Raw genomic sequence first — 22,114 nt, forward strand, 5'->3', positions numbered from 1 at the left:
ACTCATGATGACGATGCAACCCGTGCTCGCCTTCGCCTGGAACGCCGCTGTCGGTGTTCCGCTGCTGATCGTCGGCCTGATCGTGCTGGCGCTGATCTGGCTGTTCGGCCAGCCGAAGAAGGAACAGGGCAAGCGTCGTCCTGCCCCCAGTGAGCACCTTGGCGAACGGCGCGAGCCCACCTTGGGCGACAACCCCAGCCTGGCCGACGATCCGGTGTTCAGCGCGCTCGACCGTGCGGGACACGGCGGCCGCCATCCGGATGCCCCCGAACTGCAGCAGGGTGAGCTGGAAATCGGCCTGCGCGAGGAACTCGAGCGGCTGGGTGCCACGCTCTCCGGCGAGCGTCATGGAACGGCGCCAAAGCAGTCTGCAGCGGAACGTCCGGCCCTGGCCGGCCATGCGGCTTCCATCGTGGATGCCTTGCGTGCGCCCAGTTCCGATGAACCGGCGCCGCGAACAGCTGCCGCGGGCATGCCGGCGGCTGCGCCAGCGACGACCGCCGCCCCGAGGGTCCCGCCACGCTCGGACCTCGGGCGCCGGCCGAGCCAGCTACCGGTTGAGCGCATCGTCACGCTGTTTGTGGTGGCGCGCGAGGGAGCGCACTTCAATGGCCCGGATCTGGTCGTGGCTTCCGAAAAAGCCGGCCTCGAATTCGGCGACATGGGCATCTATCACCGCCTGCTCGACGGCAAGCGCGAACTGGGTCCGATCTTCAGCGTGGCCAACATGCTCAAGCCAGGCAATTTCGACCTGGGCCGGCTGGATGCGTTGCACACCCCCGGCGTGAGCTTCTTCATGACCTTGCCTGGTCCCCTGCCGGCACTGGATGCGTGGGACGCGATGCTGCCCACGGCACAGCGCCTGGCCGAACTGCTGGATGGCCACGTACTCGACGAAGAACGCAACGCGCTCGGCCGCCAACGCATCGCCCACATCCGCGACCAGCTGCGCGGCTGGGACCGCGACCACGAAGGCAAGGAAATCATCTTCGGTCGCTGATCGAACGTACGGTCAAGTGGCACTTCGCCTTGTCAGGCGCATCCATCGTCGGGAGCAGCCCATTCCATTCATGGCACGGGGGAATGGACGCGCAGCGTGGGCAGCGCATTCCCGCGCAAGCGCGGGGCTGTGATTTTGCATGTCCAAACCTGACGGCAGGCCAGGCAACTGGCCAGTTCGTCGCGCGCGCGGCCCGTGCGGCGCCGCTCCTGGATTACCGGCAGACCAGCACCGGAACCTTGCTTTGCAGCAGGACCTTTTGCGTCTCGCTGCCCAGCATCAGCCGGTTCAGGCCATGCCAGCCATGGGTGGCCATGACGATGAGGTCGCAATGGTATTCGTTGACCGCCTCCACAATGGCTTGATGGGGGCGTTCACCGAAGGCGTAGTGGCATTCGCAGGGTACCTGCGCGGCCTTGGCCAGTTTTTTGGCTTCGTCCAGGTAACGCGAAGCGGTTTGCACCGCCTGCTGGCTGAAACTCAGCTCTGCCGTGGCGAGAAGTTCAGTCATGTAGGCGATGGAGTTGAACGGCGGCACTACGTGCAACGCCAGCACTTTGGCGCCGAACGTCTTCGCCAGCTCCAGGCCCATGCCGAAGGCTCGCAGCGAGAGATCCGATCCGTCGATCGGGAGCAGCAGGTGCCGGAATAGCGGCTTCGGCTGCACGCCGGTGGATTCGTGGCGCATGGCGGTTGCAGCGAGCATGGATAAGGCCCTCAAGGTCTTGGTGATGTTGCGCCTGTGCTCAGGCGTGGCGGGTTTCATGATGTTCCGCGCAGTTGCCGCGATATTGATCGCGGTCAAGTCATCGAGTGATTCCGTGCCGCGCCTGGGCAGGGGAAATGGTGCCGATCAATTGATCAGCATCAAGATGATGCTTGGACGGCTTGCGTAACCTGTCGCCGGGTTGAGCAGAAAGGCAAGCCGTGATGAACATGCTGAAACTTCAGGGATCCGCAACGCGTGCTGTCGGCGTGAGCGAACGTTTTTGCTGGCGGCTTCGAGCCGGCATGGACGATCTGTTCTGCCCGCAGCGCATCGGATACGCGCTCAAGCCGGTGCCGGTGAGGAGCAAGGATGCATCAGGCGAGCGTTCACATGTCGCCGCGCGGGCATCCAGGCGAGGCGCGCCGTGAAAAGCCTGTCATCCACACCTGCGTTTTCGATGCTGTCGACCTGCCTTTTGCTGATTGCAGCAAGCAGCGCCCTGATCAGCATGGTCAGGGGCAACGAATCCATCTGGTCAGCGACGGACTGGATCGGCGGTATCTGCTCGATCGCGCTGGTGGTCAGCCTGGTCAACGACGCACGCAAGTAAACAACGTTTCGCCCAACTTCGGGGTATCCGATGTTCCAGAATATCCTCCTGCCTACCGACGGCTCGGATCAGTCGCTGCGCGCCGCGCGCCTGGGCATCGCGCTGGCCAAACAGACCGGTGCGCGTGTGCATGCCTATCATGTATTGGCGCCGCTGGCGGTCGTCGCCTATTTTTCGGATCTGATCCGGCATGCTCCTGATGGCTATCGCGAGGAAGCGGTCAAGTGCGCGCAGCAGAAGCTCGAGGCGATCCACGCACTGGCGAGAGAGGCCGACGTGCCGTTCGAAGGCGACTACGCCTTCGATCATCGTCCCTATAGCGCCATCATTGCTGCGGCCCGACGCTACGATTGCGACCTGATCGTGATGGGCACGCATGGCCGCACGGGATGGGATGACCTGGTGCTTGGCAGCGAAGCCAACAAGGTACTGAGTTGCGCCGACATCCCGCTGCTTGTGTGCCACTGATGTGACGGTTGCGAGTGAACTCCCGGTACCGCGACTCGCCTGGAGATTCCGGCGGATGACAGGACGAAATCACGGTGTGGCTCGCTGAGCAGGGTGCGTGGCGGCAGGAATCGACCGGTGCTCGTGGAGCGTCGAATGCCCTGCATCGACAGGCCAGACAAGCACGAACTCGCGGTCTGTTTGCGCGGGCGTCAATCCGGTCGATGCGGGCAGTTGATCGAGATCAACCAGCGCGCTCCCGGGGCCGCGTAGTCTCCGGACATGGATGGGCCCGATCGTGAGCCCTCCCGGAATGGAGCAGAAAAGGTATGTCGCCCAGCGATCTTCATCAAGCCACCGAGGCGATCGGCGATGCCAAGTCGACTTGGATGCAGAGGATGCTGGGGGCCGAGGTGTTTCCAGGCGGAGCGAGAGCGCTTTCACTGCCCGTTTCGCCCGAGGCTCGCGCCAACGCTTGCGATTTCGTCAAGCGACTATCGCCGGAGACACAACGCATCCTCAATGAGTCCAGGCAGCAGTGAACGACTTGCTGCGGTGTGAAGTGAAGGGCGATGCCGGGTTGCCATCGGCGTCGAGTCGGGATGCCGCACAAGCGGAGAGACATGATGGCCGAATTGCCAGAGCAGCCAACCGCGGATGATGGAAAGTCGCGTGCACGCGGCCCGATGCCGGTTGCAAATATCGTGGCATTTCTGACGTCAGGCACCCCTTGGAGCCCAGCTGCGGCGATGGGCGCTTCGTTGGCTTCGCACTATGGTTCGGTACTGACAGGCTGCTACGTGGATCCCTGTCTGCGTGATTTGAGTGTGCCGGATGTCGAGTCGACGATCCACACGCCGGGTCGTGGCGAAGTTCTTTTCGATACGCCGAGCGCGCCCGACTTCATGCTCTTTGCCAGCCAAAACCGCGTCGCCAAGACGAACTGGGCTGTGGTGCAGGCAGATGTTGAAGGCGCCATCACGCAGCTCGCCGCCTGGCACGATCTGGCGGTGGTTGAAAGCGACATGATGCAAGCAAACGAGTTGCTGACCTTCCTGACCCATCTTTTGTGGACCAGCCGACTGCCCTGCATCCTCCTGCCGAAGCCATGCACAGGCTTGCCGCCCTTCGAGTGCATCGTGGTCGGCTGGAATGGCAGCCCTCAGGCTACCCGCGCCATTCACGCAGCACTGCCATTCCTGCTGGATGCCAAAGAGGTCTGGATCATGGATGGGGCCGACGGGGAGGGCGATGTCGATGCCGATCTGCCCAGGTTCGATCCCTTTCGGTTTCTCGCGCAGCACGGTGTAACGGCCCGTCGGCGCCGATTTGACAGTGATGCGGCGATCGTCGGGGGCGCTTTGATATGGGAGGCTCAACAGCTTCGTGCGGATTTGTTTGTGCTTGGCGCATTCAGCCATTCGCGGCTTCGCGAACGCGTGGCGGGCGGTGTGTTCAGGTGCATGCTCGAGAACTCGAAGATACCGTTGCTGCTGCAGCACTGATCGCCAGGCGTCAGCAGGGTGAACCCCGGTTTCTCCCGATGCTTTTGCAGGTCGCGATACTGCAGGGTGTCATCGCTGCTGCGTGGATTGCGCCCGGGATGGCATGTCATCGCCGCAGGCCACAGCGCCGACCGCCTGCCTGGCGAAGGCGTCATTCTCGCCGGATCAGTGTTGCATGAAGACGGGAATATCAGCGTTCGCCATGACATGCCGGGTCGCACCGCCGAGCACCCGCTCGCGGATACGCGAATGCCCGTAGGCACCCATCACCAGCAGGTCTGCTCGCACCTCGTGCGCTTTTTGAAGAAGGCTCTTGCCGGCTTCAATCGCCGGTACGCTGATGCAATGCGGCTTTGCGGCAATGCCATGATGCCTCAGGTAGGCAATGGGGTCTGGCTCCGTCACGCCGACCTGGTCGTGGTAAGGCATGCGCACTTCACCGTTGACCACGATCACCTGCTTGGCGAGCTGAAGCAGCGGCAACGCGCTATGCAGGGCGCGGGTGCCTTCGACACTGCCGTTCCAGCCGACCACGATGCGATCGAAGCTGACGACATCGTCCCAGCGTGGAGGCAGCACCAGGCAGGGCACGTGGCTGCTCAACATGCCTTCGCCGAGGATATCGAACACGCCTGTCTCACCGACCATGTCACGCTCGATGACGGCCAGGTCGTGCCAGGCGCCGAGCTTGCGCAAGGTAGGCGCGATCGACGTATGCGTCACGACCCATGAGGTGTGTTGCGCACCGAGTTCCTTGGCGAAGGCATGAAAGGCGGCGGATTCGTCCGAATACGTGTACTCCCCATCGGTCAGCAGACTCATCACCGTAGGGTCGGATTCGCAAGCACGCTGGTCGCGCAGGCTGCTGGGTACGTAGCAGCCAGTGACATGGGCATTCCAACGCGCCGCGAGATCGATGGCGGTCAGCAGCGCCGCACTCCATGGCCCAGTGGATGTGACCATGGCCAGGATGTCGTTGAATTGCAGTGCCGTGCGCCTCGCCACGGTCGACCTCGCGCGGGATGTTTCATCGGATTGATTGGCGAGCATGGCGATACCTCCTGCAAGGGAATGCACGGGCTTTCACAGGGCCAGCGAATACACCACCGAGCGCGGATCTTCCGGATGTGCTTCGTGCGTGAAGCCAAGATATTTGGCGAGTTCGCGCATGGGCTCGTTGTTGACGTCGTCGATCGAGAACATCCGGGTCAGCTTTTGCTTGCGCGCCACATCGATGAGATGGCGCATGAGGAGTACGGCCAGGCCGCGATTTCGCCAGTCATCAGCCACCGTGATGGCGCATTCGCATTGCTTGCTGTCGCCGGTGGTCGCATAGCGGCTGATGCCGACTTCACGCAGCTGGCCGTTGTCGTGGGCCATCGCCACGAAAGCCATGTCGTGGACATAGTCGACATGCATCAGATGGTCGAGCAGAGCCTTGCCAGGCTCCTTGAAATCGCCCAGGAAGCGGAAGCGTCGTGCCTCGGGCGAGAGCCGCCGGATGAACTCCTCTTCCATGGCACGATCCTTCGGCTGCAACGGGCGCACCAGCACTCGCGTTCCGTCGCGCAGTGATTCGATCCAGTGATCACCTTCAAGAACGGCCGGCGGTTGTTTTGCGGTGGCAGACATGGCGAAAACCTCGCAGCGTGGTAGGAAGCCCTTTGCCAGGGCTGCACTTACCTTTTAGCGAGACGGCGCCCGCGGGCACTTGACGCCGATCAAGTGAAACAGAGATCGCGGCCTTTGCTGCCTGCTTGTCCGGGCTGCGTCGATAGCGGTTGACCCAGATCAAGACGCATGAGTAATGCCGGGATGAGTGTTGATGCAACGAATTCAGTCACGGTGCGCCGCCATGTTGGAAATCCTCATCAACACAGAAGAGATGAGCAACGACAATCCCGTGGTGCGAACGGGCCTTGCGCTGGCGAGCCGCCATGGCGCCTATGCGACGGGCCTCAACATCGTCGAGGTGTTTCCGTCGTCCATGGCCATGCCCGATGTCATGGCCGTGCTGGAGACGGAGGAGTACGAAGCCAGGCAATGCGCTGCCTGGTGGTCGGATCAATGCCGCGAACATGGCGTCCAGGGTGGCTGGGAAGTGATCCGTGGTGTCTATGTGCCGGCGCTGGCGCGACGTTCGTGCATGGCGGATATCACGGTAAGCCGCTTGCCGAATCGCGAGGCCGGCTATCCCCCGGGCATGGATTACATGACGCGCGTCTTGCTTGCGGCGGCATCGCCGATGCTGCTGGTTCCGCCCAGGTGGGATGGCAGCTTGCGTCAGGAAAGAATCCTGGTGGCCTGGAACAGCACGCAGGAATCCATGCGCGCATTGCGTGCCGCCTTACCGCTTCTGCGCGAGGCCGAAACGGTCTGCCTGGTCGATGGCGCAAGCGAGGGATTGCCCGGCATCACGCCGCCCCCGCTGCCGGTGCATGACTGGCTCACGAGGCAAGGCGTCAAATTGCACTCCACGCTACCGTTTCCATCGACGACAAAAGCTGGCGAAGCGCTGCTCAAGCAGGCCGCGGCGATGCGCGCAGATCTGTTGGTGATGGGGGCATGGGGTCATTCGCGAGTGGGTGAGCTGATCCTGGGCGGCACGACGCGTCATGTGCTTCAGCATGCCGAATTGCCGGTGCTTCTGGCGCATTGAGCGTACCGTGCTTCAAGCAAGCCTCGCGCGCTGCAACGAAGCATCCAACTTGACACTCGATCTTCACTGCGTGTCTTGAAAGGCTTTGGCATGGCGGGGAGCATGGTGGCCCGCGTGGCTGAATGCACTACGGCACATGGTGGAAAACGGCTCAGTCGAGTTCCCGCGACCCGGTCAGCGCACAAGAGACGCGTTGCATCAGTTCGGCCAGCGCAGCCATCACATCATCCAGGCTCACGATGCCGATCAGTTGGTCCTGGTCGTCCACGATCGGCATGCGACGGACGTCGCTGCCCAGCATCATGCCGATGATTTCGTCGATTGTCGTGTCCGCATGACAAGTCACCAGCGGCGTGGATTGAATATCGCGCAAGGTTTTTTCCTGGCCAATGTCGTTGGCCAGGAAACGGATGGTCAGATCGCGGTCCGTCACAACGCCACTGGGCAGCATGCCCGCCAGGGTGTTCTTCATGGTCACCACGCATCCCACATCGTGCTGACGCATGGTGCGGGCGGCCTCGCAGATGGTGGACGACTCGTTCAATTGAACGACGCGGGATGTCCCGATATCGGCGGCGCGCATGGCCATCTCCAGGCTGAAATACGCCACTCATCCTAGACCGGCGCCACATTGCTGGCTTGACCCGCGTCAAGTATGGAAGGTGGCCGCGGCGCTGTTACAAACCGTTACAAAGCGTTACCGGCCCGAACTACTGCCGTTACGAGCCCGACCTAGAGTTGGCACCGCAGTCAAGCAGGACTGCTTGCCGGGGTAAGTGTCATGACAGCGTTGGCATCCGACGTTCGCGCCACTTTGGCAAACAAGCCTTATGGCTCCGTGGCCATGGCAATCCGTGGCAATATTGATGAGCCTGACATCGATATCGAAGCGATTCGCGCACACGTGCCAGTCCGTCGTTGCAAACATGCCGCGGGGCAGAGCATCTATCACGCCGGCCAGCCGTTCCATGCGATCCACCTGGTGCATGTGGGCTCCTATAAAACCAGTGAACTGGCTGCCGATGGCCGTGAACAGGTGACCGGATTCCGCATGCGCGGCGATCTGATCGGTATCGAATCCATCGGCCTGACAACCTATGCCAGCGATGTGATCGCCCTGGAAGACAGCGAAACCTGGGAACTGCCTTATCCAGCGGTGCTGCGCGCCTGTCTGCATATCCCGGAGCTGCAATCGCACCTGACCGCGGCCATGGCCGCGGAAATCCGCTGTGATCGTTCATGGATGTTGATGCTTGGCACCCTGGCGGCCGAGTGCCGTGTCGCAGCCTTCCTGCTGGATGTGGCCGCACGCTACGCGCGATTGGGCTACAGCGCCAGGCACTTCATCCTGCGCATGAGCCGGGTCGACATGGCCAGCTTCCTGGCCCTGAAACACGAAACGGTGAGCCGCGCGCTGTCCCGCCTGCATGACCTGAACTACATCGACGTGCAGCGTCGCGAGGTGCATGTATTGGATGCCGATGGGTTGCGTTCGATGGCGGGGATCAGCGCCACGTTGAATTGAGCGGAATCACCGCACTGCTGTCGTGATCGAGCACGCGGCGAATGGCCGCGCCAAGTTGCTCGCAGCGATAAGGCTTGCGCAGCAATTCGAAGGCACCGAAGGCATCGGTCTCGATGTCCATCGCGGCGTATTCGTAGCCGGAAGTGAAAAGGATGGGTAGATGTGGATAGTGCTCGCGTGCCTTCGCCGCCAGTTCGAAACCCGTCATGTCCCCGCCCAGCACGATATCCGTGAAAAGCAGATCGATATCCGGATGCTTCGCCAGTTGCTCGAGCGCCGCCGCAGCGTTGTCGGCTTCGAACGAGGTATAGCCCAACGTGCGCAGGAAGGAGACGGCGATACGCCGCACTTCCGGTTCGTCTTCCACGACAAGTACAAACTCGTGACCGTGGCGCAGTGGCGTCGAGGCAACCTCCTCGCCGGTCGTCTTTGCAGCGGCCGGCAGGAAAAGTTGAACACGCGTGCCGTTGCCCACCTGGCTCTCGATATGCAGATGGCCGCCGGACTGCTTCACAAAGCCATAGACCATGCTCAGGCCGAGTCCGCTGCCTTTTCCGACGTCCTTGGTCGTGAAAAACGGCTCCAGCACACGCGTCAGGACCTCCGGCGCAATGCCTGCGCCGTTATCGGTTACGGTAAAGACGACGTAGGAGCCGGGCGCAAGCCTGGCGTCATCTTCGGCATGCGTGATGTTGTAGGCACGCGCCACCATGGAAAGGCGTCCACCGCGCGGCATCGCATCGCGCGCGTTGAGTGCCAGATTGATCAATGCCGCTTCCAGTTCTCCCGAATCCGCGTATACCGCAGGCGTAGTTTTGGCGCACTCGGCGGTCACCACGATACGTTCGCCCAACGTACGGCCCAGCATGTCGCTCAGATCGGCCAGCAATTGCACTGTTTGGACGGCATGCGGCAACAGATGCTGGCGGCGTGAGAAGGTAAGCAGTTTGCGGGTGAGTGCCGCACCGCGCTCGACGGCGCGTGAAGCGCTTTCGACGGTTTCCCGCGTTGCCTGATCGTCCGGCATGTCGGCCTCCAGCAGCTGCAGGTTGCCGGAAATCACCGTCAGCAGATTGTTGAAATCATGCGCAATGCCGCCAGTGAGCTGACCGAGCGCATCGAGGCGCTGCGCATGTGCCAGCTGTTCTTCACTGCGTTCACGCTGAATGGATGCGGCCAGAATGTTCGCGACTGATTGTAGAAAATTCAGTCGATCCCGGTCGAAATAGCCCTTCTGGCGAGCCAGCGCCAACAGCAGCCCCAAGGGTCCATGCCTATCGGGCAAAAACACGAGAGCGGCGTCTTGGTAATCGCCGCTCAAGGAAGGGCATATGCGGCGAAGGCTTTCGATGACGGCGCCTTGCGCGGGTGGTTGATCATCGACATCCGGCGTCGCGCTACGTGTCATGGCATGCAGCGCGGGATCGCCCGACAAGCTCTCCAGCACGGCTTGAGGCAGACCCATCGAGGCGGGGACTTGCAAGCGGACATGGCGCGGGTCGGTCAGCAGAATCGCCATTGCGGGAATATCGAGGGTAGTTGCCACCAACTCGGGCATTTCGCCGATGGCTTGTTTGTGATGCGTGGCCTCAAGCAGACGCCGACCCATCTGGGCCATGGCAGCGTCAAAGCGGGCGCGTTCCAGGGCCTGGCGTGCACGCTGCGTTTCGGAGATATCGCGGATCGATGCTGCATACAGCGTTCCCATCGATGCAGCGACCGGGCTCAAGCCGATTTCCACGGGAAAGGATTGGCCGTCAGCGCGTACGCCGGTCAGCTCGTAGCCGGCGCCCATCGGACGCTCGCGCGGGTTGGACATGTAATGGGTGCGATGTGCGATGTGCGCTTGCCGCAGCGCCGCCGGCAGCAGCGCTTCCACCTTCAAACCGGCAAGCGTACCTGCTCCATAGCCGAACAGGCGCTCCGCATGCGCATTGGTCAGCACGATGACACCCTGCCGATCGACCACGATCATCGCGTCCGGTGCCATCTCGAATAATGAACGGAACAGGTTCGCGTCCGGAGCTTGCTTGCTGAACATGGCGCTGCCTTATACCCGCTGGACCGTCGACGAAAACAGATAGCCCGTGCCACGGATCGACTTGATCCGTTGAGGACGGGCGGGATCGGGCTCAATCTTGCGGCGCAGGCGGCCGATCTGCACGTCGATCGAACGATCAAACGGTCCCGCATCACGGCCATGGATATGCGTCATCAACTGGTCGCGGGTAAGGACCTGATTGGCGTGTTCCACGAAAACCCCGAGCAACGTGAATTCGCCGCTGGTCAGCAGAATCGGTTCGCCTTGCGGTCCGGACAAGGTGTGCGATCGCGGATCGAGCACATAGCCATCGAACGACAGACGCCAGGGATGGCCTGCTTTGACGTCTGATGCCTTGGCTGGCGGTGCAGTGCGACGTAGGACGCTGCGCACGCGTGCCAGCAACTCGCGCAGATCAAACGGTTTGGTGACGTAGTCGTCCGCGCCGAGCTCGAGGCCCACGACGCGATCCACCGACTCGCCGCGTCCGGTCACGATAATCACCGGGCCATGCCAATGCTCACGCAGATGGCGGGTGAGGGTGAAGCCATCTTCGCCAGGCAACCCCAGATCGAGCATGACGATATCCACGGCTTCGCTGTCCAGAACGCGGCGCATCTGGGCACCGTCACCGGCCGTGCTGACACGAAAGCCATGGCTGCCGAAGTAGCGGCTGAGGATCTGGGCAATCTCGGTATCGTCATCAACGACCAGCAGATGTGTCGGCGCCATCGCAGACGACGCAGGACTAAGCGACATGGCCATCTGAAACTCCGATCCCCCGTGGTGCCTGATTCAACGGAACACTCCGACCAGAGCATACGCTAGCGCCGGTTGGCTTGCAGTAGCTGCCTGATGCACGCGGCAACTTGAATGCGAATTCAATTGACTTCGCTCAAATGGGGCAGGCCCGCGGCTGCCTAAAGTCGCAGCATGGAAAACGCGGCCATTCAAGCTACCGGTCTGACCAAGTCGTTCGGCGAAGGGGCTGCCGCGACGCTGGCCGTGCGCGGGGCGACCTTTGAAGCGCATTACGGCGAGATGCTTTTCATCGTTGGTCCGTCAGGCAGCGGTAAGACGACTTTGCTCAGCATGATCTCGGGCATCCTGCGGCCCAGTTCGGGCAGCGTGACGGTCAAGGGCGCCAACCTGTGGCAGCTCGATGCCGACGATCTTGCCGAATTCCGGCTCCGGACGATCGGTTTCGTGTTTCAGGACTTTCATCTGTTTCCCAAGCTCACCACGGCAGAGAACGTGGCGATTCCCCTGGTGCTGCGCCGGGAGGACTGGAATGCGTCGCTGGACAAGGGCGAGCAGATGCTGGCCATCGTCGGCCTGAAGGGCCGTGGGCAATTGCCGCCGGTCAAGCTGAGCGGCGGCGAGCAGCAGCGTGTCGCCATCGCTCGTGCGCTGGTTGGTGATCCGGAATTGCTGATACTCGATGAGCCAACCGCGTCGCTTGATGGCGATACCGGCCGCATGATCGTGCAGTTCGTGCGCGAGCACGTGCTCAATCCCACCCGTTGTGTCCTGATCGTCACCCATGACGCGCGCATTCTCGAATTCGCGGATCGCGTCGTGCACATGGAAGACGGATGCATCACGGCAGGGACGGAGAAGACCTTATGAGAAACCGCATCATTTTCCTGGTGGCGGCACTCGGTGCCCTGATGGCGATCGCCAGCGCCTATTTCTATGGCCGGGAACAACCGGCCCAAGCGCCCGTGTTCAGTCCCGCCACCAATCCCTATGCCAATGGCATCTACGCCAATGGCATCGTGGAAAGCTCCCAGGGCAGCGGCGAGAACATCAACATCTATCCGGATGTGTCCGGTCGCATCACGCAGATCATGGTGCACGAAGGCGATCATGTCGCCGCCGGGCAGCCCTTGCTGGTGATCGACAACTCGGTGCAACTGGCTCTGGCCGAGCAACAGAAGCGTCAGGGCGACGCGGCACTTGCCACGCTGCAGGAATTGCAGGCGCAGCCACGCAGGGAAACGCTGGCGGTCGCCGCCGCCCAGGTTGTGCAGGCCGAGGCCAGCCAGAAAACGGCCAGCGATACCTTCGAGAAGCAGCGTCATTCCTATGCGATCGACCCGCGTTCGGTCAGCAAGGACACGCTCGACAACGACAGGGATGCACTGGAGGTCGCCAAGGCCAATCTCGGTCTTGCACGCCGCCAATACGAACTGACCAAGGCTGGCGCGTGGAGCTACGACATCCGCAACCAGCAGATGCAATACAACGCCCTGGAGCAGGCGTATCAGGCTTCCGACGCGCTGCTGCAGAAATACACGATACGCGCATCGACCGACGGCATCGTGCTGGCCATGAATACGGCACCGGGGAGCTACGTGTCGGCGCAAGGCGCATACGACGCCTATACCCAGGGTTACGACCCGATCATCGTGATGGGTGGTCCGCAAGACTACCTGTCCGTGCGCTGCTTCATCGACGAAATCCTGCTCGACCGGCTGCCCTCGCCGATGCACATGAAGGCGCAGATGTCGGTGCGCGGCACCAAGCTGAAGATTCCGCTCGAATTCGTGCGCATGCAGCCGTATGTGACGCCCAAGATCGAACTCTCCGACCAGCGCCTGGAGCGCGTGGACCTGCGCGTGTTGCCGATCATCTTCCGCTTCAGGAAACCCGCCGATGCGGCCATCTATCCGGGGCAACTGGTCGATGTCTACGTGGCTGAAAAATAGTCTTGCGGCTTCGGGCCTGGTTTTTCTGCTGGGTGCCTGCGCAGTCGGGCCGGACTTCACGAGACCGCCCGCGCCGGCCGGTGCGCGTTACCTGCCGCGCGGCGACCTGCCGGGGGACGTGACGGCGATCGGGCAGACCCAGCATTTCGATCTGCTGCAGTCGCCCGATGCGGATTGGTGGCACCTGTTCGGCTCAGCCGAACTCGATCAATGGGTCGGCACGGCCATCGCCGGCAATCCGAGCGTGCAGTCGGCCCAGGCCAGTCTGCGCGAAAGCCAGGACAACCTGCGCGCGGGACAAGGCATTTTCTTCCCTCAACTGGGTGTCGGTGCCGATGCCACGCGCGAGCGGCCATCTCCTTCCATGCTCGGCCAGCATGGCATCGGCAGCATCTTCAATCTCTTCACCCTCAGCGCCACCGTCAGCTATGCGCTGGATCTGTTCGGCGGCGAACGCAGGACGGTGGAAGGCCTGCACGCCGAAGTGGAGATGCAGCGTTACACCATGGAAGGCACCTACCTGACCTTGACCGGCAATGTGGTGAATGCCGCGATCGCGCGCCAGGCCTATGCGGACGAAATCGACGTGATGCATGGCTTGGTATCGCTGCAGACGCAGCAACTCGGGCTGCTCGATACACGCATACGATCGGGCGCCGAGGTTTACGGCGATTTGCTCGCCCTGCGCAGCGCGCGCGCATCGAACCTGGCGCAACTGGCGTCGCTGGAACTGAAACGCGATCAGGCGGACCACCTGCTGCACGCTTTATTGGGGCAAAGCGCCGGCGAGTCGCAGCTTCCCGCCTTGCGCTTCGAAGCGCTGCATCTCCCTGCCAGCCTGCCGGTCAGCCTGCCTTCCGATCTGGTGCATCAGCGGCCGGACATTCTCGCCGCCGAAGCACAGTTGCATGAGGCCAGTGCCGAAATCGGCGTTGCCACGGCTGCGATGTTCCCGAGCATCACCCTGGGCGGCGATGGCGGATCGGCCGCCAATGCCGCCGGTGCGCTCGGTAAAGGCCAGAACCAGTACTGGAGCGCAGGGGCAGATATCAACCTGCCGGTTTTCCAGGGTGGCACGCACTGGTACAACCGCAAGGCGGCGATCGACGCCTACCAGAAATCGTTGCAGGACTATCGCGGCACCGTGCTCGCCGCATTCGAACAGGTCGCCGACGTGCTCAAGGCGCTGCAGCACGATGCGGAAGCCTTGCAGGCCGATGACGAGGCCGCACGCGATGCCGCGCAGGCGCTGGCCCTGATCCAGGCCAACTATGCGGCCGGCTTGGTGAACTACGTGGATGTGCTGGTCGCCGATGTGCAATACCGGCAGAGCAAGTTGGCCTATGTGCGGAGCCTGGCCCAGCGCTATCAGGACACCGTCGCGCTGTACGTGGCGCTTGGCGGCGGCTGGTGGAAAGCGCCGCATGCCGAGGCGATGCCGCCATCGGCGCACGTGACGCAGGCGAGCAGGGCGCAGCCATGAAATACGCGGGAATCTTTAAGCTCGCCTATAAGTTGCTGGTCAACGACCGCGGCAAGTTTTCGGCCTTGCTGCTGGGCATCACCTTCGCGGTGTTCCTGATGGTGATGATGACCTCGTTGTTCGCCGGCATCCTGTCGCGTTCGGCGTCCACGGTGACCAATGTGGGCGCTTCCGTGTGGGTCATGGATCCCGCGGTGCAGACGGTTGCCAGCAGCATTCCGATGCCCGATTACCTGCTCGATGCGGTGCGCAGCATCGACGGGGTGCACTATGCCGTGCCGCTGTACTCCGGCGGCGCCCTGGTCAAATTGCGCAGCGGCACGTATCAGGCGGTAACGGTGATGGGGCTGGACGATACCAGCCTGGTCGGCCGCCCCAGGCTGGAGCAGGGCCATGTCGAGGACATCTACGCCGACAACGGCTTCTTCGTGGTCGACGACGCCGAGTACGGCAAGTTGGGCAGCCCTGGGCTGGGGCAGGAATTCGAGCTCAACGACAACCGCGGCGTGGTGGTCGGCATCGCCAAGGTGAATTCCTTCGGCCTGTTCGGCGTGCCGACGCTATACACCACCTATAGCCGCGCCATCGAATACATCCCCAGTACGCGTTTCACGATTTCCTACATCCTGATCGAGCCGAAAAGTCCTGGCGATATTCCGGAAATCAAGAAGGAGGTCGCGCAATTGGGCTATCTGGCGCTTACCAAGGACGAGTTCGACCAGCGTATCGCCGACTTCTACAAATATCAGACCGGCATCGGCACCAATATCATGCTGATGACCATCATCAGCTTCATCGTCGGCCTGTCGATCTCGGCGCAGACCTTCTACACCTTTGTGCTGGAAAACCTGGACAAGTTCGGCGCGCTGAAGGCGATCGGCGCCAAGGGCTACGAGCTGACCTACATGATCCTGTTCCAGGTGACCTTTACCAGCCTGACCGGCTACGGCCTGGGGATCGGACTGTGCACCGCGCTGATCGCCCTGGCCAAGGCCCGGCTGCCCGACTATGCGGCGCTGGTCACCATGGCCAACCTCGGGCTGGCGTTGGGCATGGTGGTGCTGATTGCCGCGGTGTCGAGCTATATCAGCATCCGCAAGGTGCTGAAGGTCGAGCCGTTCGATATCTTCCGCGGCTAGGGCCGCGTGGCATCCGCTTGACCTTGGTCAACAAGACCGGTTCCTGCCAATGGCATCGTCCGCTCGACATGACGGAGTGTGACGTGACTCACCTGAAAGTGCCCGCTGCCATGACGCTGGACCCGCCCGTGCACGCCCTGCAGGCAAGGTGGACGGCCTCGCTGTCGATGGAGTCGCTGTATCTGGCGTTTGCCGACTGGCTGCTGCATCTGATGCGCTCGCCCGGCAAGCGGATGGATCTTTTGCAATTGGAGCTGGAGCAGGCGCAGCGACTGCATGCCTATCTGGTGTCGTGCGCGCTGAGCGACCCGTGCGAAGTGTCGCCGTGCACATTGCCGCCGGCGACCGACCGGCGTTTTGCCGAGGCCGAATGGCGGCAATGGCCCTTCAACTGGCTGCACCAGTCATTCCTGTTGCAGCAGCAGTGGTGGCATGAGGCCGTCACGAATGTGCGTGGAGTCTCGCATCACCACCAGGACGTGATGGACTTCGTGACGCGGCAATGGCTGGACATGGGCTCGCCGGGCAATTTCCTCGCGACCAATCCGGTCGTGCTCAAGCGCACCGCGGAAGAGGGTGGCCGCAATCTGGTGCGTGGCGCGCTGAATTGGCTCGACGACGCGATGCGTTACATCAGCGGGATGCCGGAGGCGGGTGGCGAGTCATTCGTTGTCGGTCGCGATGTTGCCGTGACGCCGGGCCGGGTCGTGTTGCGCAATGCATTGATCGAGCTGATCCAGTACGTACCGACGACGGAGGCAGTACGTCCGGAGCCGGTCCTGATCGTGCCGGCCTGGATCATGAAGTACTACATCCTCGACCTGTCGCCGCACAATTCCCTGATCCGCTACCTGGTGGCCCAGGGCTATACGGTTTTCTGCATTTCGTGGAAGAACCCCGACCGTTCGGATGCCGGTCTGTCGATGGACGACTATCTGAACCTCGGCAGCCATGCCGCGCTCGATGCGATCGGCAGGATTGTGCCTGGACAGCGCGTGCATGCGGCCGGTTACTGCCTGGGCGGCACGCTGTTGTCGATTGCCGCGGGCGCGATGGCGCGCGATGGCGACCAGCGGCTGGCGAGCTTGACCCTGCTGGCGGCGCAAACCGATTTTGCCGAGCCCGGCGAACTGTCGTTGTTCATCGACGAGAGCGAGGTTGCCTTGCTGGAAGACCAGATGGGGCAGGCCGGTTACCTCACCGCGAAGCAGATGGCCGGCGCCTTCCAGATGCTGCGCTCCTACGATCTGCTGTGGTCGCGCATGACCAACGACTATCTGCTCGGGCAGCGCCGGGCCGCCAACGATCTGATGGCCTGGAACGCCGACAGCACGCGCATGCCGGCCACCATGCATTCGCAATACCTGCGCCGTCTCTATCTCGACAACGACCTTGGCGAAGGGCGTTACCAGGTGGGCGGCAAACCGGTCGAATTGAAGGACGTCACCGTACCGGTGTTCTGTGTCGCCACCGAAACCGATCATGTCGCACCCTGGCATTCGGTCTACAAGGTCCATCATCTGTTCACCGACGAGGTGACCTTCGTGCTGACCAGCGGCGGCCATAACGCCGGCATTGTCAGCGAACCGGGCCACCCCGGACGCCGCTATCGAGCGTGCGTGCGGCTGCGCGAGGCACCGACGCTGGCGGCGGAAACCTGGCTGTCGCAGGCGCAGCCCACCGAAGGCTCATGGTGGCCGGCATGGACGAAGTGGCTGGAGGCTCATTCAGGCGCGCCGCAATCGCCACCCCGGATGGGACTGCCGGGAAGTGGCGAGGAGAACCTTCCGCGAGCGCCCGGCCACTACGTCATGGAGAAGTAAATCCTTGGTCGCCCGCGCATGTCGCGCGGCATTCCAGTCATGCCGAACCGCGGCATGACATTCACCGCAGGGATGCTCGCAATCTTACGAGGAAGCTGTCATGAGCACCCCAACCCAGGTTCCGTTTGAACTGTACAAAGCCAATGCGGAGTTCGCGCTGCGTACCAACAAATTGCTGAAGGAGTGTGGTCGGCGCTGGCTGGATACGTTCGACCAGGAAGTCGACGAAAGCATTTCCGAATCGCAGCAGGAAATCGACAAGCTGTCGGTCGGCGAGGACTGGCAGTCGCTGGCAGCGATTCCTGGTGAGACCTTCCTGCGCCGGATGCAGCAGGAGGTCGGCGACGCGCAGGCGATCGCGCAGACCGCCGTCACCAATCAGAGCAAGTTCCTGGCCGGTCTGCAGGATGCGCTTCTGATCTGGCAGCGCGAAACCAGCAAAGCACTGGGTGGCGCGGAAGGCGCGACCTCGTTCAACGAATCGCTGAACGATTTCTTCAAGATGTTCGCCAACGCGGCTGCCGGGAAAACAGGCCATGACCGCTAATCATGTGGCGCTGGTGAGCGGCGGCATGGGTGGTATCGGCGAAGCGATCGCCAAGGTCTTGCACGATGCCGGCCATACCGTGCTGGTGACGCATTCGCCCCACAACGACCACGTCGGCAGCTGGCTGGAACATCAGGCTGCACTTGGATACCAGTACAAGGCCTATCCGGTGGATGTCGCCGAGTTTGCCTCGTGCCAGTGCATGGCCGAGGCGGTTGCGCAGGATGGCTACAAGGTGGACATCCTGGTCAACAACGCCGGCATCACCCGCGACGGCCGCTTCCTGAAGATGAGCAAGGATGACTGGGACGCCGTCATGCATACCGATCTCGATTCGATGTTCAACGTCACCAAGCAGTTCTGCGGCGGCATGGTCGAGCGGGGTTGGGGGCGCATCGTCAATATCGGTTCGATCAACGGCACCAAAGGCCAGTTCGGCCAATGCAATTACGCGGCGGCCAAGGCCGGTATCCATGGCTTCACCGAGTCGCTGGCGCTGGAGGTCGCGCGGCATGGCGTCACGGTGAACACGGTGTCGCCCGGCTATACCGCGACGCATATGGTGTCGGCGGTGCCCAGGGAGGTGCTGGAGACGAAGATCATTCCGCTGATTCCGGTGGGGCGGCTGGGCCAACCGGAGGAAATCGCCGCGCTGGTCGGTTTTATCTGCACTGATGCGGCGGCGTTCATGACTGGCAGCAATGTCGCGATGAACGGCGGTCAGCACATGTACTGAAAGCTGCCTTGCCATGTGCCTGCCGGCAAGGCCCATCGAACCGAAAGAGCCCATGGACGGTGGGCATCCATTGCGAGGAGACAAGTCATGTGCGCCATGCCCTTTGTACCGTTCGCCTTCCAGCCACCGGATCTGCTTGCCCTGATCGGCAGCCAGATCGGTCCCTTCGCATCGCCCACGCTTGGCTGGACGAATCCTGTCGCCAATGCTGGCGACCTCATGTCGACATGGATGACCGCAGCCGCCAACCCCTATGCGTACTACCTCAATGCATGGGCAGTCCTCACCTTGGCGATGCTGGGCATGGGCAGCAAGGTGCATTCCAGGCAGGACGATCCAAGAGAGTCGAGCAGCCCCGTCGCGGTATCGCCAGCACGCTCCCCGAAGCAGCGCAAGGTTGCGCGTGACAAGGTGCGTTAGGGGTGGTCGGAATGACGGCAAAAACTGATTCGGAGCAGCCCTGACTTGACTGAAATCAAAAAGGGAAGCGGACATCGGCCGATGATGACTGCATGAATCCTGCATTCGCCGTCCCCGAGTTCGATGCCGAGCTGATCGCGCGCTACGACGCCAGCGGACCTCGGTATACGAGCTATCCCACCGCACCGCAGTTCCGCGGCGATTTCGGAGCGGCATCGCTGCGCCACGCGATCGCGACATCCAACGCCGACGATCCGTCGCGGCCGCTCTCGCTGTATGTGCACGTGCCGTTTTGCCGCAGTCCGTGCTTTTACTGCGGCTGCAACCGGGTCATTACCCGGGATCAGCACAGAGCCGACCAGTATGTGGTTTGGCTTCAGCGCGAAGCGGCATGGATGGCGCCGCTGTTCGGGCCGGGGCGCCGTGTCAGCCAGATCCATCTGGGTGGGGGCACTCCCAATTTCCTCGACCTGGACCAGATGCGTACATTGATGGAATGGCTTGCACGACACTTCCGGTTTGAGCGGGAAGAGCGGCGGGAGTTCGCGATCGAGATCGACCCACGCCACGCTGAAGACGACTATGTTCGCGAGCTGGCAAAGCTGGGATTCAACCGGATGTCCCTGGGCATCCAGGATTTCGATCCGCAGGTCCAGCTGGCGGTCAATCGAGTGCACGCGGCAAAACGCACCCACGAGCTTGTGCAGGTCGCCCGCTGCGCGGGCTTCGAGTCGATCAACGTCGACCTGATTTACGGCCTGCCGAAGCAGACGCCGGAGTCGTTCGAGCGGACCGTGGCCGAAGTGATCGGGATGAGACCCGACCGCCTGGCGCTTTATGGTTACGCGCATCTTCCGACGGTGTTCAAGGCACAACGGCGGATCGCAACGGCGGATTTGCCCGATCCCGCCGAACGCCTGGCGTTGTTCGGCAACGCGATGCAGCAGCTGCTCGCCGCCGGCTACGTCTTCATTGGCATGGATCACTTCGCGCTACCCGGCGACGAACTGGTGCGCGCGCAACGGGAAGGGACGCTGCAGCGCAATTTTCAGGGCTATTCCACACATGGGCACTGCGACATCGTCGGTCTCGGCGTCAGCGCGATAAGCCGCATCGGCAATACCTACAGCCAGAACGAGCGTGACCTCGCAATGTACGATGCCGCGCTGGACAGCGGCCTGTCTCCGGTCGCCAAGGGGCTGGTCCTGGACAGTGACGACCTGATCCGTCGGGACGTGATCAACGAGCTCATGTGCCATGGCCGGCTTGACAAGCGGGGCTTCGAAAGCCGTCACGGGATAACGTTCGACGAATATTTCGCCGACGAGTTGGCGCGCATGGATGCGCTCGGCAGGGATGAGCTGCTCGCGATGGACGAGCAGCTCATCCAGGTGACGCCGCGCGGCAGACTATTGCTTCGCAACATCGCGATGTGCTTCGACAAGTACCTGCAACATGGAATGCAGATGACATGCTATTCCAAGACCATCTGATGACCGATACCCGGCGGAGGCCACCTTCAGGCTGCTCGGTGGTCAGCAGCCACTTTGATGACAGTCTGAAGCAGATGACGGCATGCTTTGCAGAACTTGCGCCGTATGCGAAGCGATCATCGCCTCCTCATCGGTGGGGACGACGTACACCGGCACGCGGCTGTTCGAGGTGCTGATCAGCGCGGCATGGCGGCTGTTGGCTGCCGCGTCGCACGCGATCCCCAGCCAGCCTAGCTTGGCACAGACGGCAGCGCGTATCGGTGCCGCGTGCTCGCCGATGCCTGCGCTGAAGACCAGGGCATCGATGCCGCCGAGGGTGGCTGTCAGCGCGCCGGCTTCGCGTGCGATGCGGAACACGAAAAGATCGATCGCTTCACGCGCACGGGCATCGTCACTGGCCAGCAGCGTGCGCATGTCGCTGCTGATGCCGGATACGCCCAACAGCCCGCTGTCGTGATACAGCATGTGTTCGACCTCGGCTGCGGAGAGGCCGTGGGCCTGCTGCAGATAGAGCATCGCACCGGGATCCAGGTTGCCGCAACGCGTGCCCATCACCAGTCCATCGAGCGTGGTGAATCCCATCGTGGTGTCGACGCTGTGGCCGTCGTGCATGGCACACAGACTGGCCCCGTTGCCCAGATGCGCCGCGATCACCCGGCCGGCCGCCAATCCTGGAGCCTGCTCGCGCAAACGGCCGGCGATATATTCGTAGGAGAGCCCATGGAATCCATAGCGTCGCACGCCCTCGTCCGCGTACTTGCGCGGCAAGGCCAGCCGTGTCGCATCCGCCGACATGCCATGGTGAAACGCGGTATCGAAGCACCCCACTTGCGGAAGATCCGGTCGCAGCTGTGCCATCGCGCGTGCTGCCGCGAGGTTGTGAGGTTGATGCAAGGGGGCGAGTGGCGTCAGCTTTGCCAGCTCGTCCAATACGTTTGCATCCAGATAGACCGGACGGTCGTAGGCGCTGCCGCCGTGGACGATACGATGCCCGACCGCGCACAGCGCCTCCTGCCCCAGATGCGCGGTGACCCAGGCAAGCAGTGGCGTGAGCAAGGCCTCGTGCTCCAGCGCGGCGCCCGCTGGCCAGCGGTACTCGCTCGACACGGTGCCATCCGTGGCCTGCGCGATGAAATGCGGGGCGATGCCAATGCCTTCGATCTGGCCACGCGACACCTGTTGCAGCACCATGCCGGAGTCGAGCTCATGGAGCGCGAACTTGATGCTGGAGGAGCCTGCATTGAGCGTGAGTATCGCCTTGGGCAT

Annotated in this window: 23 protein-coding genes; 16 read left to right on the forward strand and 7 right to left on the reverse strand. The window is 62.4% G+C overall.

Translation table 11 applies throughout. The features are described from left to right. Nucleotides 1-7: 7 nt before the first annotated feature. Entirely contained in the window at nucleotides 8-1,000 is a 993-nt protein-coding gene (gene zipA / locus B0E46_RS10755) for a cell division protein ZipA (protein WP_077555823.1), read from the forward strand. A 214-nt stretch (nucleotides 1,001-1,214) separates the two neighbouring features. Here zipA and B0E46_RS10760 read toward each other — a convergent pair whose 3' ends face one another. Beyond that, the gene (locus tag B0E46_RS10760; RefSeq protein WP_254425118.1) at nucleotides 1,215-1,805 is read right to left on the reverse strand and encodes a universal stress protein; all 591 of its coding nucleotides are present in this window, start codon (nucleotides 1,803-1,805) and stop codon (nucleotides 1,215-1,217) included. A 125-nt stretch (nucleotides 1,806-1,930) separates the two neighbouring features. Here B0E46_RS10760 and B0E46_RS17330 point away from each other — a divergent pair, with 125 nt between their 5' ends. The 4 genes from B0E46_RS17330 (at nucleotide 1,931) to B0E46_RS10780 (ending at nucleotide 4,271) form a co-directional block, all read left to right on the forward strand. Next, nucleotides 1,931-2,137, forward strand: coding sequence for a hypothetical protein (locus B0E46_RS17330; protein WP_139350504.1), 207 nt, complete (start codon nucleotides 1,931-1,933; stop codon nucleotides 2,135-2,137). Beyond that, nucleotides 2,134-2,319: a hypothetical protein gene (locus tag B0E46_RS17335; protein ID WP_139350505.1), complete on the forward strand. Its 186-nt coding sequence runs from the start codon at nucleotides 2,134-2,136 to the stop codon at nucleotides 2,317-2,319. Before B0E46_RS17330 ends, B0E46_RS17335 begins: the two co-directional genes overlap by 4 nt. 30 nt (nucleotides 2,320-2,349) lie before the next feature. After that, on the forward strand, nucleotides 2,350-2,787 hold the full coding sequence (locus tag B0E46_RS10770) for a universal stress protein (RefSeq protein ID WP_077555766.1): 438 nt from the start codon (nucleotides 2,350-2,352) through the stop codon (nucleotides 2,785-2,787). 602 nt (nucleotides 2,788-3,389) lie between these two features. Next, nucleotides 3,390-4,271, forward strand: coding sequence for a universal stress protein (locus tag B0E46_RS10780; RefSeq protein ID WP_139350506.1), 882 nt, complete (start codon nucleotides 3,390-3,392; stop codon nucleotides 4,269-4,271). Between the two features lie 165 nt (nucleotides 4,272-4,436). On the opposite strand, the gene B0E46_RS10785 is transcribed toward B0E46_RS10780, so the two are convergent. Continuing rightward, nucleotides 4,437-5,321, reverse strand: a complete 885-nt coding sequence (locus B0E46_RS10785; RefSeq protein WP_077555769.1) for a universal stress protein — start codon at nucleotides 5,319-5,321, stop codon at nucleotides 4,437-4,439. Nucleotides 5,322-5,354: 33 nt separating this feature from the next. Beyond that, nucleotides 5,355-5,903 (reverse strand): GNAT family N-acetyltransferase, encoded by a 549-nt coding sequence (locus B0E46_RS10790; protein WP_077555770.1) that lies wholly within the window; start codon nucleotides 5,901-5,903, stop codon nucleotides 5,355-5,357. Between the two features lie 223 nt (nucleotides 5,904-6,126). Here B0E46_RS10790 and B0E46_RS10795 point away from each other — a divergent pair, with 223 nt between their 5' ends. Beyond that, on the forward strand, nucleotides 6,127-6,930 hold the full coding sequence (locus tag B0E46_RS10795; RefSeq protein ID WP_168171182.1) for a universal stress protein: 804 nt from the start codon (nucleotides 6,127-6,129) through the stop codon (nucleotides 6,928-6,930). Nucleotides 6,931-7,081: 151 nt separating this feature from the next. On the opposite strand, the gene B0E46_RS10800 is transcribed toward B0E46_RS10795, so the two are convergent. Continuing rightward, nucleotides 7,082-7,513, reverse strand: coding sequence for a CBS domain-containing protein (locus B0E46_RS10800; protein ID WP_168171183.1), 432 nt, complete (start codon nucleotides 7,511-7,513; stop codon nucleotides 7,082-7,084). Between the two features lie 321 nt (nucleotides 7,514-7,834). Between B0E46_RS10800 and B0E46_RS10805 the strand changes: the two genes are divergently transcribed. Continuing rightward, nucleotides 7,835-8,455, forward strand: a complete 621-nt coding sequence (locus B0E46_RS10805; protein ID WP_168171184.1) for a helix-turn-helix domain-containing protein — start codon at nucleotides 7,835-7,837, stop codon at nucleotides 8,453-8,455. On the opposite strand, the gene B0E46_RS10810 is transcribed toward B0E46_RS10805, so the two are convergent. Both B0E46_RS10810 and B0E46_RS10815 read right to left on the reverse strand, forming a co-directional pair. Next, entirely contained in the window at nucleotides 8,436-10,496 is a 2,061-nt protein-coding gene (locus tag B0E46_RS10810) for a PAS domain-containing hybrid sensor histidine kinase/response regulator (RefSeq protein WP_077555774.1), read from the reverse strand. The two genes, B0E46_RS10805 and B0E46_RS10810, sit on opposite strands and share 20 nt — an antisense overlap. Before the next feature lie 9 nt (nucleotides 10,497-10,505). Next, a complete protein-coding gene (locus B0E46_RS10815) occupies nucleotides 10,506-11,255 on the reverse strand; it encodes a response regulator (protein ID WP_217316339.1) in 750 nt (249 codons plus the stop codon). A gap of 174 nt (nucleotides 11,256-11,429) precedes the next feature. On the opposite strand from B0E46_RS10815, the gene B0E46_RS10820 reads away from it, so the two are divergent. The 9 genes from B0E46_RS10820 (at nucleotide 11,430) to hemN (ending at nucleotide 20,848) form a co-directional block, all read left to right on the forward strand. After that, nucleotides 11,430-12,125, forward strand: a complete 696-nt coding sequence (locus tag B0E46_RS10820; RefSeq protein ID WP_077555775.1) for an ABC transporter ATP-binding protein — start codon at nucleotides 11,430-11,432, stop codon at nucleotides 12,123-12,125. Continuing rightward, entirely contained in the window at nucleotides 12,122-13,207 is a 1,086-nt protein-coding gene (locus B0E46_RS10825; RefSeq protein WP_077555776.1) for a biotin/lipoyl-binding protein, read from the forward strand. The genes B0E46_RS10820 and B0E46_RS10825 overlap by 4 nt, the downstream gene beginning before the upstream one ends. After that, nucleotides 13,185-14,690: an efflux transporter outer membrane subunit gene (locus B0E46_RS10830; protein ID WP_139350507.1), complete on the forward strand. Its 1,506-nt coding sequence runs from the start codon at nucleotides 13,185-13,187 to the stop codon at nucleotides 14,688-14,690. Before B0E46_RS10825 ends, B0E46_RS10830 begins: the two co-directional genes overlap by 23 nt. Then, nucleotides 14,687-15,829 (forward strand): ABC transporter permease, encoded by a 1,143-nt coding sequence (locus tag B0E46_RS10835; protein ID WP_077555777.1) that lies wholly within the window; start codon nucleotides 14,687-14,689, stop codon nucleotides 15,827-15,829. Before B0E46_RS10830 ends, B0E46_RS10835 begins: the two co-directional genes overlap by 4 nt. Before the next feature lie 83 nt (nucleotides 15,830-15,912). After that, entirely contained in the window at nucleotides 15,913-17,652 is a 1,740-nt protein-coding gene (locus B0E46_RS10840) for an alpha/beta fold hydrolase (RefSeq protein ID WP_254425119.1), read from the forward strand. A 100-nt stretch (nucleotides 17,653-17,752) separates the two neighbouring features. After that, nucleotides 17,753-18,199, forward strand: a complete 447-nt coding sequence (locus B0E46_RS10845) for a hypothetical protein (RefSeq protein WP_077555778.1) — start codon at nucleotides 17,753-17,755, stop codon at nucleotides 18,197-18,199. Then, nucleotides 18,189-18,935 carry an acetoacetyl-CoA reductase gene (phbB, locus tag B0E46_RS10850; RefSeq protein WP_077555779.1) on the forward strand — a complete coding sequence of 249 codons (747 nt, stop codon included), beginning with the start codon at nucleotides 18,189-18,191 and terminating at the stop codon, nucleotides 18,933-18,935. The genes B0E46_RS10845 and phbB overlap by 11 nt, the downstream gene beginning before the upstream one ends. Before the next feature lie 87 nt (nucleotides 18,936-19,022). After that, nucleotides 19,023-19,355 carry a hypothetical protein gene (locus B0E46_RS10855; RefSeq protein ID WP_077555780.1) on the forward strand — a complete coding sequence of 111 codons (333 nt, stop codon included), beginning with the start codon at nucleotides 19,023-19,025 and terminating at the stop codon, nucleotides 19,353-19,355. Nucleotides 19,356-19,447: 92 nt separating this feature from the next. After that, nucleotides 19,448-20,848 carry an oxygen-independent coproporphyrinogen III oxidase gene (gene hemN, locus B0E46_RS10860; RefSeq protein WP_077555781.1) on the forward strand — a complete coding sequence of 467 codons (1,401 nt, stop codon included), beginning with the start codon at nucleotides 19,448-19,450 and terminating at the stop codon, nucleotides 20,846-20,848. Between the two features lie 42 nt (nucleotides 20,849-20,890). Here the strand turns inward: hemN and B0E46_RS10865 are convergent, their stop codons facing one another. After that, nucleotides 20,891-22,114 carry an acetate/propionate family kinase gene (locus B0E46_RS10865; protein ID WP_077555782.1) on the reverse strand — a complete coding sequence of 408 codons (1,224 nt, stop codon included), beginning with the start codon at nucleotides 22,112-22,114 and terminating at the stop codon, nucleotides 20,891-20,893.

The organism is Rhodanobacter sp. B04, assembly GCF_002001125.1.
Lineage (GTDB): Bacteria > Pseudomonadota > Gammaproteobacteria > Xanthomonadales > Rhodanobacteraceae > Rhodanobacter.

Coding starts and splice junctions, on each gene's coding strand:
- B0E46_RS10855 (WP_077555780.1), top strand. CDS start 19,023: ATGTGCGCCATGCCCTTTGTACCGTTCGCCTTCCAGCCACCGGATCTG.
- phbB (WP_077555779.1), top strand. CDS start 18,189: ATGACCGCTAATCATGTGGCGCTGGTGAGCGGCGGCATGGGTGGTATC.
- B0E46_RS10795 (WP_168171182.1), top strand. CDS start 6,127: ATGTTGGAAATCCTCATCAACACAGAAGAGATGAGCAACGACAATCCC.
- B0E46_RS10835 (WP_077555777.1), top strand. CDS start 14,687: ATGAAATACGCGGGAATCTTTAAGCTCGCCTATAAGTTGCTGGTCAAC.
- B0E46_RS10820 (WP_077555775.1), top strand. CDS start 11,430: ATGGAAAACGCGGCCATTCAAGCTACCGGTCTGACCAAGTCGTTCGGC.
- B0E46_RS10780 (WP_139350506.1), top strand. CDS start 3,390: ATGATGGCCGAATTGCCAGAGCAGCCAACCGCGGATGATGGAAAGTCG.
- B0E46_RS10790 (WP_077555770.1), bottom strand. CDS start 5,903: ATGTCTGCCACCGCAAAACAACCGCCGGCCGTTCTTGAAGGTGATCAC.
- B0E46_RS10800 (WP_168171183.1), bottom strand. CDS start 7,513: ATGCGCGCCGCCGATATCGGGACATCCCGCGTCGTTCAATTGAACGAG.
- B0E46_RS10825 (WP_077555776.1), top strand. CDS start 12,122: ATGAGAAACCGCATCATTTTCCTGGTGGCGGCACTCGGTGCCCTGATG.
- B0E46_RS10810 (WP_077555774.1), bottom strand. CDS start 10,496: ATGTTCAGCAAGCAAGCTCCGGACGCGAACCTGTTCCGTTCATTATTC.
- B0E46_RS10785 (WP_077555769.1), bottom strand. CDS start 5,321: ATGCTCGCCAATCAATCCGATGAAACATCCCGCGCGAGGTCGACCGTG.
- zipA (WP_077555823.1), top strand. CDS start 8: ATGACGATGCAACCCGTGCTCGCCTTCGCCTGGAACGCCGCTGTCGGT.
- B0E46_RS10845 (WP_077555778.1), top strand. CDS start 17,753: ATGAGCACCCCAACCCAGGTTCCGTTTGAACTGTACAAAGCCAATGCG.
- B0E46_RS10865 (WP_077555782.1), bottom strand. CDS start 22,114: ATGCCCAAGGCGATACTCACGCTCAATGCAGGCTCCTCCAGCATCAAG.
- B0E46_RS17330 (WP_139350504.1), top strand. CDS start 1,931: ATGAACATGCTGAAACTTCAGGGATCCGCAACGCGTGCTGTCGGCGTG.
- B0E46_RS10815 (WP_217316339.1), bottom strand. CDS start 11,255: ATGTCGCTTAGTCCTGCGTCGTCTGCGATGGCGCCGACACATCTGCTG.
- B0E46_RS10770 (WP_077555766.1), top strand. CDS start 2,350: ATGTTCCAGAATATCCTCCTGCCTACCGACGGCTCGGATCAGTCGCTG.
- hemN (WP_077555781.1), top strand. CDS start 19,448: ATGAATCCTGCATTCGCCGTCCCCGAGTTCGATGCCGAGCTGATCGCG.
- B0E46_RS10830 (WP_139350507.1), top strand. CDS start 13,185: ATGTCTACGTGGCTGAAAAATAGTCTTGCGGCTTCGGGCCTGGTTTTT.